Annotated in this window: 17 protein-coding genes; 11 read left to right on the top strand and 6 right to left on the bottom strand. The window is 25.5% G+C overall.

The window, feature by feature from the left end; genetic code table 11:
• The first annotated feature begins 83 nt into the window (after positions 1–83).
• The 6 genes from ACLGL0_RS06065 to ACLGL0_RS06040 all read left to right on the top strand — a co-directional run bounded on the left by ACLGL0_RS06065 (position 84) and on the right by ACLGL0_RS06040 (position 7,341).
• Positions 84–1,862, top strand: a complete 1,779-nt coding sequence (locus ACLGL0_RS06065) for an NTP transferase domain-containing protein (RefSeq protein WP_411014012.1) — start codon at positions 84–86, stop codon at positions 1,860–1,862.
• Between the two features lie 189 nt (positions 1,863–2,051).
• A complete protein-coding gene (locus tag ACLGL0_RS06060) occupies positions 2,052–2,897 on the top strand; it encodes an energy-coupling factor transporter ATPase (RefSeq protein ID WP_313962558.1) in 846 nt (281 codons plus the stop codon).
• Positions 2,897–3,751 (top strand): energy-coupling factor transporter ATPase, encoded by an 855-nt coding sequence (locus tag ACLGL0_RS06055; protein ID WP_233055211.1) that lies wholly within the window; start codon positions 2,897–2,899, stop codon positions 3,749–3,751. Before ACLGL0_RS06060 ends, ACLGL0_RS06055 begins: the two co-directional genes overlap by 1 nt.
• Positions 3,751–4,569, top strand: coding sequence for an energy-coupling factor transporter transmembrane component T family protein (locus tag ACLGL0_RS06050; RefSeq protein WP_411014011.1), 819 nt, complete (start codon positions 3,751–3,753; stop codon positions 4,567–4,569). The genes ACLGL0_RS06055 and ACLGL0_RS06050 overlap by 1 nt, the downstream gene beginning before the upstream one ends.
• A 17-nt stretch (positions 4,570–4,586) precedes the next feature.
• On the top strand, positions 4,587–6,320 hold the full coding sequence (locus tag ACLGL0_RS06045; protein WP_411014010.1) for an Rqc2 family fibronectin-binding protein: 1,734 nt from the start codon (positions 4,587–4,589) through the stop codon (positions 6,318–6,320).
• Between the two features lie 64 nt (positions 6,321–6,384).
• Positions 6,385–7,341 (top strand): heterodisulfide reductase-related iron-sulfur binding cluster, encoded by a 957-nt coding sequence (locus tag ACLGL0_RS06040; RefSeq protein ID WP_411014009.1) that lies wholly within the window; start codon positions 6,385–6,387, stop codon positions 7,339–7,341.
• Positions 7,342–7,381: 40 nt separating this feature from the next.
• On the opposite strand, the gene ACLGL0_RS06035 is transcribed toward ACLGL0_RS06040, so the two are convergent.
• The 3 genes from ACLGL0_RS06035 to ACLGL0_RS06025 are packed head-to-tail and all read right to left on the bottom strand — an operon-like array spanning position 7,382 to position 9,397.
• Positions 7,382–8,095: a TIGR04283 family arsenosugar biosynthesis glycosyltransferase gene (locus ACLGL0_RS06035; protein ID WP_411014008.1), complete on the bottom strand. Its 714-nt coding sequence runs from the start codon at positions 8,093–8,095 to the stop codon at positions 7,382–7,384.
• 2 nt (positions 8,096–8,097) lie between these two features.
• Positions 8,098–8,742, bottom strand: a complete 645-nt coding sequence (locus ACLGL0_RS06030; RefSeq protein ID WP_411014007.1) for a TVP38/TMEM64 family protein — start codon at positions 8,740–8,742, stop codon at positions 8,098–8,100.
• Entirely contained in the window at positions 8,732–9,397 is a 666-nt protein-coding gene (locus tag ACLGL0_RS06025) for a TIGR04282 family arsenosugar biosynthesis glycosyltransferase (protein ID WP_411014006.1), read from the bottom strand. Before ACLGL0_RS06025 ends, ACLGL0_RS06030 begins: the two co-directional genes overlap by 11 nt.
• 173 nt (positions 9,398–9,570) lie before the next feature.
• Between ACLGL0_RS06025 and ACLGL0_RS06020 the strand changes: the two genes are divergently transcribed.
• The 5 genes from ACLGL0_RS06020 (at position 9,571) to ACLGL0_RS06000 (ending at position 13,619) form a co-directional block, all read left to right on the top strand.
• A complete protein-coding gene (locus ACLGL0_RS06020; protein WP_233055220.1) occupies positions 9,571–9,912 on the top strand; it encodes an arsenosugar biosynthesis-associated peroxidase-like protein in 342 nt (113 codons plus the stop codon).
• A 156-nt stretch (positions 9,913–10,068) separates the two neighbouring features.
• Positions 10,069–11,007 carry an arsenosugar biosynthesis radical SAM (seleno)protein ArsS gene (arsS, locus tag ACLGL0_RS06015; protein WP_313962211.1) on the top strand — a complete coding sequence of 313 codons (939 nt, stop codon included), beginning with the start codon at positions 10,069–10,071 and terminating at the stop codon, positions 11,005–11,007.
• A 38-nt stretch (positions 11,008–11,045) separates the two neighbouring features.
• Positions 11,046–11,750, top strand: a complete 705-nt coding sequence (locus tag ACLGL0_RS06010; protein WP_411014005.1) for a TVP38/TMEM64 family protein — start codon at positions 11,046–11,048, stop codon at positions 11,748–11,750.
• Between the two features lie 8 nt (positions 11,751–11,758).
• Entirely contained in the window at positions 11,759–12,724 is a 966-nt protein-coding gene (locus tag ACLGL0_RS06005; RefSeq protein WP_411014004.1) for a phosphotransferase, read from the top strand.
• A 58-nt stretch (positions 12,725–12,782) separates the two neighbouring features.
• Positions 12,783–13,619, top strand: a complete 837-nt coding sequence (locus ACLGL0_RS06000) for a sulfurtransferase (protein ID WP_411014003.1) — start codon at positions 12,783–12,785, stop codon at positions 13,617–13,619.
• Positions 13,620–13,694: 75 nt separating this feature from the next.
• On the opposite strand, the gene ACLGL0_RS05995 is transcribed toward ACLGL0_RS06000, so the two are convergent.
• The 3 genes from ACLGL0_RS05995 to ACLGL0_RS05985 form a co-directional block, all read right to left on the bottom strand.
• A complete protein-coding gene (locus ACLGL0_RS05995; protein ID WP_347714285.1) occupies positions 13,695–14,204 on the bottom strand; it encodes a hypothetical protein in 510 nt (169 codons plus the stop codon).
• A 97-nt stretch (positions 14,205–14,301) separates the two neighbouring features.
• On the bottom strand, positions 14,302–14,865 hold the full coding sequence (locus ACLGL0_RS05990; protein ID WP_411014002.1) for a hypothetical protein: 564 nt from the start codon (positions 14,863–14,865) through the stop codon (positions 14,302–14,304).
• Positions 14,866–14,889: 24 nt separating this feature from the next.
• Positions 14,890–15,531 (bottom strand): DUF4352 domain-containing protein, encoded by a 642-nt coding sequence (locus ACLGL0_RS05985; protein WP_411014001.1) that lies wholly within the window; start codon positions 15,529–15,531, stop codon positions 14,890–14,892.
• Between the last annotated feature and the right edge of the window lie 28 nt (positions 15,532–15,559).

Raw genomic sequence — 15,559 nt, 5'->3', positions numbered from 1 at the left:
TTCTAAATAATATTTAGAACTTTTTTCTTGTTCGTTTGAATATTGTATGTTATAATTGAAGTCGAAGTATTAAGGAGGCATTTATGTTATCATTACAGGAATTTGATATTTTAAATTTTTTATTTAAAAATCAAGATAAAGAATATACTCAAGAGGAAATTTCAAATAATACAAAAATTTCTTTAGAAAAAGTTGAAGAAATTTTAGAAAAATTAAAAAATAATAAAATTATAGATAAAGATTTTAATATTACAGATAAAGGTTTTGTTGAATTAGAGCCATATAAGGTTGATAATGCAATTATAATGGCTGCAGGAATGAGTTCAAGATTTGCTCCTCTTTCTTATGAGAGTCCGAAAGGCCTTTTAAATGTAAAAGGAGAAAGATTAATCGAAAGAGAAATTTTACAATTAAAAGAAGCAGGAATTGAAGATATCACTTTAGTTGTAGGTTATATGAAAGAGAAGATGTTTTATTTGGCTGAAAAATTCGGTGTAGATATAGTAGTTAATGAAGATTATTACAGATTTAATAATACTTCTTCTCTAATTCTTGTTACTGAAAAATTAAAGAATACATATATTTGTTCTTCAGATAATTATTTTCCAAAAAATCCTTTTGAAAAATACGTTTATAGAGCATATTATTCCGCCGTATATCAAAAGGGAGAAAGTGATGAATACTTTGCAGAATGTGATAAAAAAGGAAGAATTAAAGGCATTACTATTGGTGGAAAAGATGATTGGATAATGCTTGGACATGTGTATTTTGATAGAGATTTTAGTGATAAATTTGTAAAACTTTTAAAAGCAGAATATCACGAACAGTCAGTTAAAGAAAATTTATGGGAAACTTTTTATATGCGTCATTTAAAAGAATTAGATAATATGTATATTAGAAGATATGATATAGAAGATATAAAAGAATTTGATTCTTTAGATGAATTAAGACTTTTTGATGAAAAATATGTTACTAACTCAGATTCTAAAATTTTCCAAAATATTTGCTCTGTACTAAAATGTAATGAAGAAGATATAAAAGAAATTAAACCTATAAAGATGGGAATGACTAACACTTCTTTCAAATTTAGTTATAATGGGAATTCCTATGTTTATAGACATCCGGGTCCCGGAACTGAATTAATTATAAATAGAAAAAGTGAGTTCGATTCAATGAAAATTGCAAAAGAATTGGGTTTAGACGACACTTATATCTATATGGATAAGGACAGTGGTTGGAAAATTTCCAAATTTATTGATGAAGTAAAAATTCTTGACTATGCTGATAAAAAGAATGTAAAAAGAGCTATTTCTATGTTAAAGAAATTGCATACAAGTGGTAAAAAAACAGATTTTAAATTTAATATCTTTGATGAGATTGAAAATTTTAAAATTAAAATAAAAAATTCACATAGAGACGATTTTGAAGATATGAATTTAATGAGTGATAAAATTTATAGATTAAAATCATTTATTGAAAAAGATAGTGTAAGCGAATGCCTTTGTCATCGTGATAGCTATGATATGAATTTTTTAATAGATAAAAAAGATAAAATGTATTTAATAGACTGGGAATATTCTGCAATGTCAGATCCCGCGGGAGATATTGGTTGTTTTATTACTTGCTCAAATTACTCTTTTGATGAAGCTATAGATGTAATTAAAGAATATTTTGACGGAAATCCTACAGATGAAGAATTAAGACATTACATTGCTTATCTTGCAGTAAGTTCGTTTTATTGGTTTTTATGGGCAATTAATCAAGAGATTCAAGGAAAGAGCATTGGTGAATATTTATATATTTGGTATAATAACACTAAAGTATATGGTGATTATGCTTTGAAACTTTATGAACTAAGATAAAATTATTAGAAATCCATAAATAAAAAGTTTATAATGAAATATAATGTGATTTGGAAATAGTATAGAATATTTTAAGACAACTTTATAATAAGTTGTCTTTTTTTGTTTGATTTTTGGGTATTCAATACTTGTTATTATTGAAAAAAAGTATTGTTTATGTTATCATAAGTTGTTAGTGGGTGATAAATTTTGAGTGAAAAAATAATAGATATAAAAGATTTAAGATATGAATATTCTGGAGAAGACGATAAGAAAAGTATCGCATTAGACGGAATAAGTTTTTCTGTGAATAAAGGTGAATTAATTTCTATTTTAGGACATAATGGAAGCGGAAAATCAACATTGGCAAAATTATTAAATGCACAGATTATTCCTACCGATGGAGAAATTGAAATATTTGGAATAAATACTAAGAATGAAGAAAGAGTATGGGATATAAGGCAAAAATGTGCTATGGTTTTTCAAAATCCTGATAATCAACTCGTTGCGACAGTTGTTGAAGAGGATGTTGCCTTTGGCCCTGAAAATTTAGGAGTTCCTTCAGAGGAAATAAGACAAAGGGTAGATGAAGCTTTAAAAATTGTAGAGATGGAAGAATATAAAAAACATTCACCTCATATGCTTTCAGGAGGACAAAAGCAAAGAGTTGCAATAGCAGGGATTCTTTCAATGAAACCTGAAGTAATCATTTTTGATGAATCAACTGCAATGCTTGATCCTATCGGAAGAAAAGACATTATGAATACTATTTTAAAATTAAATAGAGAAGAAAATAAAACTATAATGTATATAACTCATTATATGGAAGAAGCAGTTCTTGCTGACAGAGTTATTGTTTTAAATGAGGGAAAGATAGAGTTTGATAATTGTCCTAAAAAAGTTTTTTCAAATGTTGAAACTTTAAGAGAATTAGGACTTTCAGTGCCACAGGTTACAGAACTTGCATATCTTTTAAAAAAAGATGGAATAGAAATTCCTTCTGACATTTTAACTAATGATGAAATGATAGAATTTTTGGAGAGAATTTTAAAATAATGGATATAAATTTTAAAAATGTAAGTTTTATCTATGGAGAGAAAACTCCATTTGAAAAACTTGCTTTGGATAATATAGATTTAACTATAAAAAAGGGTGAATTTGTTGGGATTATAGGACATACTGGAAGTGGAAAATCAACATTGATTCAACATTTTAATGGTATATTAAAACCAACAAGTGGAGATGTTTTTATAGGGGATATGAATACAAAAGATAAGACACTAGCAAAAAGTGGTTTAAGATATAAGATTGGTCTTGTTTTTCAATATCCTGAATATCAACTTTTTGAAGAGACAATTGAAAAGGATATTGCTTTTGGACCTAGAAATATGGGGCTTAGTGAAGAAGAAGTTACTGAAAGAGTAAAAGAAGCGATGGAGCTTGTAGGACTTGATTACGAAACTAAAAAAGATAAATCTCCTTTTGAAATTTCTGGTGGTCAAAAAAGAAGAGTTGCAATAGCGGGAATATTAGCTATGAAACCTGATATTTTAATCCTTGATGAGCCAACTGCTGGACTAGACCCTAAGGGTAGGGATGAGTTGTTCTTTCAAATAAAAAATCTTTATGAAAAAAATAATATTACAATAGTTTTGATCTCTCATAGTATGGAAGATGTTGCAAAACTTGTAAATAGAATAATAATAATGAAAGACGGACATATTCATTTAGATAAAAAAACAAAAGAAGCTTTTAGTGATGTTGATGATTTAAAAAAGGTTGGACTTAATGTTCCACAAATTACAGAACTTATGGATGTTTTAAGAAAAAATGGACATAATTTTAGTAAGAATATTTTAACAGTTGATGAAGCTTTTAGTGAAATCAAAAGAGAATTGAGGAATAATTAATGGTAAAAAATATATCAATAGGTAGATTTTTTCCGGGAGATAGTTTAATTCACAAACTAGATCCTAGACTTAAACTATATTTTATTTTTATGTTTATACTTTCTATATTTTTTATAAAAAGTTTCCTTGTATTTATACCACTTGCAATATTTTTATTTGCAATTATAAAAATAGCAAAATTGCCAATTATGATGGTCTTAAAAGGATTAAAAGGAATTTTTTATATCGTATTATTTACAGTAATTTTAAATATAATATTAACACCTGGAGAGGTTTTATTTAGAATATGGATTATAAATATAACCAAAGAAGGTATTGAATTAAGTGCATTTATGAGTGTTAGAATAATTCTTTTAGTTATAGGAACAAATCTTTTAACTCTTACTACAAGTCCAATTGTACTTACTGACGCTTTAGAATATGTTATGAAACCATTTGAAAAGATTAAGTTTCCAGCACATTCTGTAGCAATGATGATGACAATTGCACTAAGATTTATTCCTACAATTTTAGATGAAATGGATAAAATTACAAAGGCTCAAACTTCAAGAGGAGCAGATTTTGAAACGGGAAGTATAGTAACAAGAGCTAAGAGCTTAATTCCACTACTTGTACCACTATTTGTAAATGCTTTAAAACGTGCAGATGAACTTGCAGTAGCGATGGAAGCTAGATGTTATAGAGGTGGAGACGGAAGAACTAGAATGAATGTTCTAAAATATTCAAGAACAGATTATCTAGTTATGGCATTTATAACAGTAGTTTTTGCACTTGTAATAGCATCCAGATTTTTTGTTAATATTTGGATTTTTAATTAGATAGAAAAGGAATAAAAATGAGTTTCGATGGAATTTTTACAAAAGCGGTTGTAGATGAAATATATCCGCTTTTATTAAATGGAAAAATAAATAAAATAAATCAACCAGATAAAAATGAAATAAATATACAGATATACAATAAAGAAAATTATAAATTATTAATGTCTTGTGCTAATAATCTTTCAAGAATTCATTTGAGCGAAAAAAACAAGAAAAATCCGATAACTGCATATAATTTTTGTATGTTACTTAGAAAACATTTAGTTGGGGGAACTATAAAAAATATATATCAACATAAAATGGATAGGGTTGTTTGCTTTGAAATTGAGAACTTAAATGAGTTAAAAGAACTTAGTAAAAAACTTTTAATTATTGAAATTATGGGAAAACACTCAAATATAATTCTTGTTGATAAAGAAAGCAATAAAATTATTGATTCTATAAAACATATAGACTCAAGACAAAGTAGCATTAGAGAGGTTTTTCCAAACAAAGATTATTTTTTTGTTAAAGATGAAAAAGAGAATATTTTAGAAGAAAACTATAAATTACCTTCTGAAATACTAAAAGTTTCTGAACCAATTTTAATGAAAAAGTTCTTTTATACAAATTATTTAGGATTTTCTCCAATTATTTCATACGAATTATTACATAATTCAAATGTTGATTCAGATACTAATTCTGCAAACTTAGATGCAGAGAGTATAAGAAGAATAGATGAAAATTTTGTAAAATTAGTAGATAAGATAAAAAGTGAAAATTATTTTCCGATTTTTATAAAAGATGATGCGAATAACAATAAAGATTTCTATTGTTTTGATTTGAGTTTATATGAAAATAAAGAAAAAGTTGAAAGCATTTCTAGTTTAGTAGAAAACTTTTATCATAATAATTCTCTAAGAGATAGAATAAATCAAAAAGCATCAGGATTTAAAAAGATTTTAACTACAAAGTTAAACAGACTTACCAATAAGTATTTGGCAATGAATGATGAACTATTGAATAATCAAAGCAAAGAGGATTTAAAGATTTTTGCCGATTTACTATCTATAAATATCTATAAACTTCAAAAAGGAATGGAAAAAGTAACAGTTGAAAATATTTATGATAATATGCAAGAAATAGAAATTTCACTTGATGAAAAGAAATCTCCAAGAGAAAATATTGAAGCATATTATAAAAAATATAAAAAATTAAAAACTGCTGACGAAATAATAAAGGCTGAATTACCAAAAATTGAAGAAGAAATGAAGTATATAAAACAAATTTTGGAAACTATTGAAATAATTACAGAATTAAATGAGCTTTCAGAAATTGAAGAAGAACTTATTTCCTTAGGTTATGTAAAGAAAAATAAAAAGAATAAACAAAAACTTGAAAAGTCAAAACCTTATGTTTTTGAGACTGATTCAGGAGCATTGATTTATGTAGGAAAGAACAATCTACAAAATGAAAATTTAACATTAAAATTTGCAAATAAAAATGACATATTTTTCCATGCTCAAGATGTACCTGGAAGCCATGTAATCTTAAGAGGATCAAACTTGACAGAAGATGATTATAAAATTGCAGGATTTTTAGCAGGATATTATAGCTATTTTAAAAATGAAGGATATGCAAATGTAGATTATACAGAAAAAAAACATATTAGAAAAGCAAAGGGAACAGGACTTGGAATGGTTTATTATGATAATTTTAAAACCTTATTTATAGACTTTAAAGATAAATTATTTGATAAGTATAAAAAGTAAGTATTGAGGGTATAACATTAAAATAAGTAGAATTATTTTGAAATTATAATAGTTAGGAGAAAATATGAAGGAATACCTAAACAAGGTTGGAGATGAGTGTATTCATTGTTCTGCCTGCACAAAAAAATGTCTCTTTTTAACTAAATATAAAATGGATTTAGGTGAGTTTGCAAAAAGACCTGAACTTGCAAAGGGTTGCTTTATGTGTGATAGCTGTTTAAGGGCTTGTCCAATTGATTTAGATGGTGCAAAAGTAGCAATTAATCATAGAGAAGACTTAAGTGGATATGGTGCTGTAAAATTTATGAAATCACCATATAAGTTTAGAAATAACTCAAAGATTAAAACAAAAGATATTTTAATGTTTGGTTGTGCTTTCCCTGGACATTATCCTGAAACAACAAAATATTTAATTGATATGTTTGAAGGGAAAATGGATTTTTCTATAGATTGTTGCGGTAAACCTTTAGAAGATAGTGGGCTAATCTCTGATTTTGAAAAAAATTTAGAAAGATTGAAAGAGATGTATAAAGAAAAAGGTGTAGAGAGAATTGTAACAATGTGTCCAAATTGTTTTTACTTTTTTAAAGAAAAGTTGGATATGGAAGTTATTTCAATATATCAAAAATTAGAAGAAGAAAATTTACTAAATGTAATAGAAGATGAAGCTGAAATTTTCATGCCTTGTCCTGATAAAAAATCTAAAGAATTATTAAATCAAATAAAACCTTATGTTCCAAATGGTAAAGTAAAATTTAAAAATGTAATGTGTTGCGGAATGGGTGGAGGAGCAAAGTCCAAAGAGCCTGAATTAGCTAAAGAAATGATGAATACAGTAAAATCTGAGATTAATGAAAATATTTATACATACTGTGCTAGTTGTTCTGCAAGTTTTGGAAAATCAGAAGTAAAAAATGTAAAGCACATTTTGAGTGAAATGCTAGGAGTTAAAGAAAAAGTAGATTTAGGATATTTTAAAAATTCTTTAAAACTTAAGTATTATAAGAGAAATAGAAAGTAATATTGAAATGTTAAAGATAGCCATCTAGTAAAATAGATGGCTATCGGTCTTTCATATTATTATAAATTTCATTTAATTTATCAGGACTTTCACCTTTAAAATACATTATTTTTAGTTTATGCATTTTAAATATAGTTCTTAAAGTACCATTTTGTTTAAATCTTCTTGATGAAGAAATTATTTTATCATTAAGTAATTTAAAGTATTTGGAATTATTTTTATGATTTTTTATATCTATAAAAAATTGCAAATCTTCCATTATTGGAATATCCCTAAAACCATTTATTTCATCAAAGAGTTTTTTTGTTACAAAAATGCTCTGATCACCAAAACATATTTTAAATATTTTAGCTCTAAAGTTAGATAAACAAGCTATTAAAGATAGTAATATAGAGTTTGGATAAAATTTTATTTTCAATCCACCACATTCGATATTTTCTTTTTCTATTAAATTTTTTATTTTTCCATCTACTGTATAATCTAAAAATTCAGAGTCAGAATGAATGAACCACAATATATCACAATCCGTATATTTAACAGCTGAATTCATTTGTTTACTTCTACCTTTTTCAGATATTAGTAGCTTATAATTGATATTGTTAAAAGACTTTTCAAATATTTCATTTTTTTTGAAATTATCAACTGCCTTAGAAATAATAATTTCATCAATGTTCGTAAAATTATTTAATTTTGTCAATAAATTTTCTATCATTTTATCATCATTGTAGATTGGTATTATAACAGCTAGTTTCATATTTATTCCTTATCATATTTTTTAATTAAAACAAATGATATTACAGTAAGTAATACAAATCCAATAAGTGAAATTATAAATTCTATACTATATACATTAATGGCTTTATCTCCAACATTCAAAAAAACAAATGTTCCTGGAATTATTCCTAAAAATGTAGCCATTGAATATTTTATAAAAGAAATTTCTGTAAGACCGGATAAATAATTTATTACATTGTAAGGAGCTATAGGTAATAGTCTCATTAAAAATATAATAAAAATACCATTGCTTTTTTCTGCATTAATAATCTTGTTATACCATTTTTCACTTATTTTTTTTCTAAAAATTTCTAAAACTTTATCTTTTGCAAATTTTTTAGCCATTAAAAACATTATTGAACTATTTATCATTGCACCAATCATCGTATATATGACTCCTTCGAACAGTCCAAAAGAAATTCCTGCAGCTAAAGCAAGAATTGGAACAGGGAAGAAAAAAATAGGTAGTATTGAAAATAACAATATATAAATTAAAGCAGCATTTTTTCCGTATCCTTGAATTATATTTCTTATTTTTTCTGGAGTAAATATTTTAAAGATAAAATACGTAATCACGACAAGAAGTATAATAGAAATAATAGTAATAATTTTCTTCTTATTTTTCATTGTAAAACTCCATTAATAATTTATTTAAATTTGAATATTCTGAATATTGCATTTCATTTTTCACATAAAAATCTAAATCACTTTTCTCATCAATATCCATCAATGTTCGTCCAGTTGAGTATTTTAAATTTTCGTTTTTAAATATTTCTACAGTATTTTCAAATACTTTTTCAGATTTAAAAATATTTTCATCAAAAACTTCATCAACTATATTTTTCAAACCTATTAAGTAATACCCTTTATCAAATGTTTTGTGAATACAAACATCAAAGTTATCTAAACTCTTTAAAGCAAAACTAATATCCTCTTTTCTCAAAGTAGGAATATCAGTGCCAATTAAAATCACTTTTTTGTATCCCATTTCAAAAGTTTTCTTAAAGGCATTTTTCATTTTTTCTCCAAAAGAAAAATCACCTTGTGGATATATTTTATTTTCAAAATTGAAAAATTCTCTGGTATTATCATTTAGTTTTTCATATTCTGTTATAAATAAAATAACATCAGCAAAGTCATTTTTACAAACATTAATAGTATCTTTAATCATTGCTTTATGTATTTCTAAAACTAAATTTGAATTTAAGTTTTTACTTAATCTTGTTTTTACCTTATTTATAGAAGGAAATCTTGTAAAAATTATTATTGCATTATCTCTCATATAAATCACCATAATAACTTTAACATAAAATGAATAATATTAAAAGCTATTTATCGACTTATTAGAAAATTCTATTAATAGGCGTTGATTTATAAGTTAATCTTATTTGATATAGACTTATTAATATTGTATAATTTATTTGTTAAAAAATATAAAAAATAAGGAGAAAAATTATGAGTAACAATTATTTTGAAAAGAAAGATTTAGGATGTTTTGCTAATGGAGAATTAGGAGAAGAAGCAAAAAAATTATGGGATGAATTTTTAACATATTATGGAGATAGCACTTCTGAAGGAGCTTTAACTAAAAAAGAAAAAGCACTTTGTGCATTAGCTGTAGCATTTGCTACTCGTTGTCCATACTGTGTAGATGCTTATACTCAAACATTAGTTTCTATGGGAGTAACTGAAGAACAACTTACAGAAGTATTACATGTTGCGTCTTCAATGCAAGCGGGTATAACATTAGTTAATGGATTTACAATGAAAAATACTGTAAAAGAAATTAAATTATAAAAAGTTTTCTTTAACTATTAAATTAAAGAAGCTTTAAAATTTTGTATAGAGGGTGATATTATCTTTAATTTAATAAAAAGAAATTTTGAAGAAGAAAAAGAAGAAAAGGAAGAGAAAATTTCCTTTTCTAACGGAATAGAATTTTCTAGAAAAGTTTTGGAATATATAAATTATATTCCAAAATTTTTTGAGAGAGTAGAAAATAAAAATAATCTATATACAACAAATATGGATATCATGCAACTTAATATCGGTAAAATTTGCAATTTAGCTTGTAAGCATTGTCATGTTGAAGCTGGTCCTCATAGAAAAGAATATATGAGTAAAGAAATTATGGATGATTGTTTATATGTTTTTAAGAAACACGGATTTAAAGTTATGGACATAACAGGAGGAGCTCCTGAGATGATGCCTAATTTTGAGTATCTTGTTGAAGAGTCAAGTAAGATAGCTAAAGAGGTTATAGTAAGAACTAATCTATGTATTTTATTAGACGAAAAATATAAGCATTTAATAGATTTTTATGCAAAAAATAAAGTAACTATATTTTGTTCATTACCTTTTTATACTAAAGAAATTACTGATGGTGTTAGAGGTGAAGGAGTATATGAAAGTTCCATCGAAGTTTTAAAAAAATTAAATGATGTTGGATATGGAAAAACTTTAACTTTGAATTTAGTTTATAATCCGGATGGAGCATTTTTACCTGATGCACAAGAAAGTTTAGAAAAAGAATATAGAACTAAGCTTCTTGAAGAATACGGCATTGTTTTTACAAATTTATTTGCAATTACTAATAATCCGATAGGCAGATTTGGTATGAGTTTATACAAAAAAGATAAATTAAAGGCATATATGACAAAGCTCTATAATGCCTATAATGAAGATACTGTTGAATTTTTGATGTGTAGAAATGAAATAAATGTATCTTATGATGGATATATTTATGACTGCGATTTTAATCAAGCACTTGATTTAAAGATTAATTCAAGTAGAGTTCATATTTCAGATTATAAAGAAAATAACTTTGAAAAAAGAAAAATTGCACTAGGAAACCATTGCTATGGATGCACAGCTGGAGCTGGCAGTTCCTGAGGTGGAGAAATCGGTTAGACGTGTTCTAAGGAGGAAAAATGAAATTAAAAAAATCTACGATTATTAAAATAGTAGCAGTTTTAGCTGTTGTTTTAATTTGTATTTTTGTAAAACCTGTAAATGATAAACTTAAAGAGTTTGTTGTGCTATTTAAAGGTTCTAGTACTGACGAGGTATTAGAAAATGTAAAGAAATATATTTTATCTTATGGAAAGTGGGCTATTGTTATTTCGTTTTTATTAATGGTATTTCAATCAATTGCTGCACCAATTCCAGCATTTTTTATTACTTTTGCAAATGCAGCTATTTTTGGATGGCAATTTGGAGCATTTTTATCTTGGGCAAGCGCAATGGCTGGAGCAATTTTATGTTTCTATATTGCTAGATTATTAGGAAGAGATGTTGCTGAAAAATTTGCAACTAAATTTGCTCTTAATGAAGTTGAAGTATTTTTTGATAGATATGGTAAATATACAATTTTGATAGCGAGACTTTTACCTTTTGTTCCTTTTGATCCAATAAGTTATGCAGCAGGACTTACATCTATGAGTGCTTGGAGTTTTATTTGGGCAACAGGATTAGGACAATTACCTGCAACTATAATTTATTCATATATTGGTGGAGCATTAACAGGAAGCTCAAAAACTTTTGTTACAGGATTATTTATTTTATTTGCAGTTTCAATTCTTGTATTTTTAATTAAAAAAGTTTATACAGAAAAACATAAGAATAGTGCTAAATAGGAGTTGTTTTGAAAGATATTTTAACATATATTGACAAAAATAAAGATATTTTAGGGATAGATGAATATAAGATTGATTTTTTACAACAAGGTGAATATAATATAAATTATTTAATTACAACTAAAGATAAAAAGTTTGTCTTAAGATTAAACTCTAAAAGTCAGATGAATTTACCTAATCAAATTAGATATGAATATGATACATTAAAATTTTTAGAAAAATCAGGTGTAACACCAAAAGTTTATTATGTTGATGACTCAGATAGTAAATTACTTAATGGTGTAATATTAATGGAATATCTAGATGGTAGATCATTAATCTATGAAGAAGATAGAGAAAAAGCGGCATATATTTTTTCAAAGATTCATTCAATAGATGCTTCAAAAGCTAATAATTTTATAGTTGAAAAGAATTTATTTCAAGACAGAATATCTGAAGCTAATTTTTGGCTAAAAGAGGTTTTTGAGAGTAAAAAGGTAAGCAAAGAGCATAAAGAATTTTTTGAAAAATTCTTAAACTATCTTGAAAATAATAAGTATAAAGAAAAATATTTTGAGGAAAATAGGATATTATGCTTAAATAATACAGAAGTTAACTCAGGAAATTTCATTATAGGAGAAAAACCTTACTTGATTGACTGGGAAAAAGCTGTAATCTCCGATCCTTGCCAAGATATAACACATTTTTTAGTTATTACAACTACAAAATGGAAAACAGATTTTATAGCAAGTAAAGAATATGAAGATAAATTTTTTGAAGAATATGAAAAGTTTTTAAATAAAAAAATAAATATTAAAGAAAGAGTGCATTTATATAAACCATATATGTATTCTAGAGCTTTAAGTTGGTGTATGAATGCATATTTAGAATATCTTAAAGAAGATAAACTAATAAAGAATGAAGATACATTTAAAAAAATTAAAGAATTTACTGATTTAGATTTTATGGAAAATTTAATTAGAGATTATTTTTAAAATAAGTGCTATTTTTAGCACTATTTTCTTATAAAATATTTTTAGGAGGAATTTATAAATGTTTGAAAATAAATTTATTGTAAGAAAAGAATTTATTCTTGAAAACAGAGATAATGAAAATTTTGTAGTTATTGACGCAAGGGGAGATATGCTAAAGGCTGGAGACTTTGTTTACGATAGAGCTATTGTTTTGGATTGGAAAGAATTTACTTTTTTAACTGGAAAAGATAATGAATATGTTGGATTACCATTTGCTAGGGAAGTTTTACTTGAAAAATTTTCAAAATATGGAATTACTCCTAATAAAAAGGTTCTAATATATATTAACACTTGTCCAGGATTTGGAATGGGTGAAGACGGAAGATTTAAGTTTTTATTAAATTTCTGTGGAATTGAAGCATATATTTTAGATGGTGGAATAAGTGAAATTTTAAAAATAGACTTTTATAAAAAAGTAGAAGATGATAAAGAGCTTAATAAAGCAAGTATAGATATTGATAATAAACCATTTTTATCTTATGAAAAATCAATCTTAACTGATAAATTAAAAAGTATATGTAAAGATGAATCTGTAAAGATTTTAGATGTAAGATATGAAGAAGAATACAATGGTAAAATTATTTTTGGAGAAAAATTTGGTGGACATATAAAGAGATCAAAAAGTTATCCTTATACAAAACTATATGACGAAAATGGTTATTTACTAAACAATTCTGATATAGAAAAAGATATATTAAATCTTGGTGTTTCAAAATCTGATTTGATAATTGTTTATTGTACAACAGGAATTAGAGCTTCAATAGTTTATGAAATACTTAGTATGTTAGGATTTAATGTAAAAGTTTATGATGAATCATTTGGAAGATGGTGTATTACTGAAGAATTTGAAGTATAATATATAATAAAAAAAGAACAGATTTCTGTTCTTTTTTGTTTGCTATTTTAAAACTAAATTATAAAATATGATTTATTATTTTAATTCGTTTTTAACTACTTCTCCACCTTTTACTTCAAGTATAATTTTATCATCAACTGGAGATTTTACTATTACTGTAATATCACTACTAACGTTTTTTGAAACTTTTACAGCAGGATCAAGAACGTATTTTTTCCAATTTTCACGGTCTTTATCAGTAACTTTGCCATCTTTTAGATTGCTAAGAGCTCCATTAATATCAGTTGCAGCAGGATTGTCAAGTTTAAATCTAATTCTTTTTTCATTTTTTTCATAAATAGCTTTACCAAAATCTTTTATAGTATTATTGAAACTTTCAAGGTATTTTTCAATTTTTTGTCCTGATTCATTACTAATAAGTTCCTTTTGATATTGACTAAGTTTTTCCTTTAATTCTTTATTTTCTTTTTCCAATTCTGCAATTCTTTCTTGTGCACCATTTTCAACATTTTTAGCTGTATCATTTTTTCCTGAACAACTAACTAGTGTAAATCCAACTAGTAACAAAGCAATAATTTTTTTCATAAAAATTCTCCTTAAATAAAAAATTTGTAAATGTTTAATTTACTTATTAGTATTATAAAACATAAATATATAATAATCAATAATTAAAGGTGAAATATTATTTATTATTAATAACATCTTTAATAACTTCTCCACCTTTTACTTCAACTATCGTTTTAGTTTTATCTGTTGGTTGTAAAATTTTTACTGTTATACTTTTATCAAGATTTTTTGAAATAGTTAAAGCGGTTCCGGTAACTTCTCTTTTCCATAAATCTCGAATATTCTCGTTAGCTCTACCTTCATTTTTAGCATCAATCATTCCTGACACATCAGAGGCAGCTTGTTCAACTAATTCAATATTAACTATATTATTTTTTTCATCTAATGTAGCCTTGGCAAAATGCTTATTAGAATTATTAAATTCTTGTAAATATTTATTAATTTTTGCAATAGATTCACTTGAAAGAGTTTCATTTCCTAAGCTTCCTTGTTTTTCTTTTAATTCTTTATTTTCTTTTTCCAAAGAATTAATTTTTTCTTGTAATTCATTATTTTTCTTTTCTAAAGAGTCTTTTTGTTCTTGTAATTCTCTGATAGCTTTATTCTCTTCGTTATTATTTTTACTAGAACAACTAACTAACATAATACTTATTAATAGCATAATAACAACTTTTTTCATAATTATTTTTCCTTAATATTGTTTTTAGTTAGGTATATCTATGGTAAATTTAATATCTTCTCCTAATTTATTAAAATTTTTATCAGTAGGAGCTGATATTCTGATTTCAACTGATTTTATATCTTCAGCTTTTGAATTTTTTAGTAGATATACATTAGTTCCATTTTTCTTAACAGCTCCTAAAAATTCTCCATCTATATATGTAGAAGCAATCATATCTGGTTCAACTTGCTCTTTTGTATTTGAAATTAATTTAGCTTGTGATATGTAAAAAGATACATCTTTATCAGAAGTGTTTTCAACCTCAATATCGAATACTACTATAGCGAACTCTTTTCCTTTTTCAACTTCAAACATTTGAGCTGTATCTTCAGTAGTAGCAGTTATCTTTGAAACTTGAATCTTTGTAAAATTATACTTTATAGATCCAGATTCTCCAGTTTTATTTAATTCCTTATTTGTAAATATAACTGTTTTCTTTAATCCATTTTGTTCTGTAGTTTCTCCTTCTTTCATTTCTTTCTTTTTATTTTCCTTTTTATCTTCCTTGTTTTCTTCTTTTTTTACTTCACTTGTATTAGTTTCTGTTGTGTTCTTTTCTTCTTTTTTTGATGAACAACTAACTAACATAAGACTCATTAATAGCATAATAACAATTTTTTTCATAATAAATTCTCCTTAATAAATATAATGA

The organism is Parvimonas pharyngis (assembly GCF_046569675.1).
Classification (GTDB): domain Bacteria; phylum Bacillota; class Clostridia; order Tissierellales; family Peptoniphilaceae; genus Parvimonas.
Note: the sequence above shows the minus strand (reverse complement) of the source record. Positions and strands in the feature narration are given on the sequence as shown.